Origin of the sequence: Pseudomonas sp. 3296 (genome assembly GCF_031456615.1) — a bacterium.
Classification (GTDB): domain Bacteria; phylum Pseudomonadota; class Gammaproteobacteria; order Pseudomonadales; family Pseudomonadaceae; genus Aquipseudomonas; species Aquipseudomonas mucoides.
The window spans coordinates 1-1,382 of the sequence record NZ_JAVDUY010000031.1 but is presented as its reverse complement, the minus strand read 5'-3'; the positions used below and the strand labels follow the sequence as shown (position 1 = coordinate 1,382).

The window sequence follows — 1,382 nt, the reverse complement described above, 5'->3', positions numbered from 1 at the left end:
CTGGTTCGAAAGTGGATGCCTGCTTATCGTGATCGTCAGGCGCCTGCGTTGCCCACTTTCGTCCCGATGAAACTAGCGCCCGCAACCCAGCCCCATCAGCAAATAGCTGTCAGCATCGAGGTGCCTTTCGGGCAGAAAAAACTCACCGTAAAGTGGCCATCTTCAGATCCTGATGGCTGTGTCCGCTTTGTCCGTGAGCTTGCCCTGTGATCCGCATCGACGCCATCTGGCTCGCCACCGAGCCCATGGACATGCGTGCCGGTACCGAGACCGCGTTGGCCAGAGTGATCGCGGTGTTCGGTGCGGCGCAGCCGCACTGTGCCTATCTGTTCGCCAACCGCCGCGCCACTCGGATGAAAGTTTTGGTGCATGACGGGTTTGGCGTTTGGCTGGCTGCTCGCCGATTGAATCAAGGTGGATTTCACTGGCCTGGCATTCTCCATGGCTCTGAAATGGAGCTGGATACCGCGCAGCTTCACGCATTGGTGCTGGGTCTGCCATGGCAACGCGCAGGCTCCGCTGGTGCGATCACACTGCTTTAACGGCTGCTATTAGCCTATAGGTCTATCGCCGCAAACTGCCTGCTCGGGCAAAATCGGCTCCATGACGTTGCTCTCCTATCTCGATCACCTGCCCCCTGAACAACTGCGCGCGTTGGCGGCGCAGTTGATGCAGCGTGTCGAAACACTCGACCACCAGGTCGACACGCTGGGTAAGACGGTAGAGATCATGGGCAAGAAGATCACCCGCGACCAAACGGTTATCGAGAAGCTGACCCACGAAATCGCGCAGCTCAAGCGTTTCAAGTTTGCCAAGCGTAGCGAGCAGTTAAACCCTGATCAGGCCAGCTTGCTCGATGGCCTGATCGATGCCGATATCGCCGCGATTGAAGCTGAGCTTCAGGCCCTTCAAGCTCCCCCATCGCCGACCGAGAAAAAGCAGAAGCCCAAGCGCACGGCGCTACCGGTAGAGTTTCCACGCACGTTGATCCATCACGAACCAGACAACACTCACTGCCCATGTGGTTGCGCACTGAAACGCATCGGTGAAGATGTCAGCGAAAAGTTGGATTACACACCGGGCGTGTTCACCGTCGAGCGCCATGTCCGTGGCAAATGGGTCTGTGATGACTGCGAAACGCTGATCCAGGCACCCGTCCCCGCGCAGATCATCGACAAAGGCATCCCCACCGACGGGCTGCTGGCTCAAGTGATGGTCGCCAAATACGCTGATCATTTGCCGCTGTACCGCCAGGAACAGATCTTTGGCCGGGCTGGCTTTGCCATCCCGCGCTCGACCCTGGCCCAGTGGGTCGGTACTTGCGGCGTGCAGTTGCAACCGCTGGTCGATGCTCTGCGCGAAGTGGTACTTGCCCACAACGT

At 58.6% G+C, this 1,382-nt stretch carries 3 protein-coding genes; all 3 read left to right on the top strand.

The features are described 5' to 3' along the window. Positions 1–210: hypothetical protein (locus J2X66_RS30145; protein WP_310272380.1), on the top strand; the 210-nt coding region annotated here is incomplete at its 5' end. Next, complete coding sequence (gene tnpB / locus J2X66_RS30140; protein WP_310272377.1) at positions 207–542, top strand: IS66 family insertion sequence element accessory protein TnpB; 336 nt, start codon at positions 207–209, stop codon at positions 540–542. The genes J2X66_RS30145 and tnpB, both read left to right, overlap by 4 nt. A 61-nt stretch (positions 543–603) precedes the next feature. Then, positions 604–1,382 (top strand): transposase (locus tag J2X66_RS30135; RefSeq protein ID WP_310272374.1); only part of this gene is annotated, 779 nt, incomplete at its 3' end.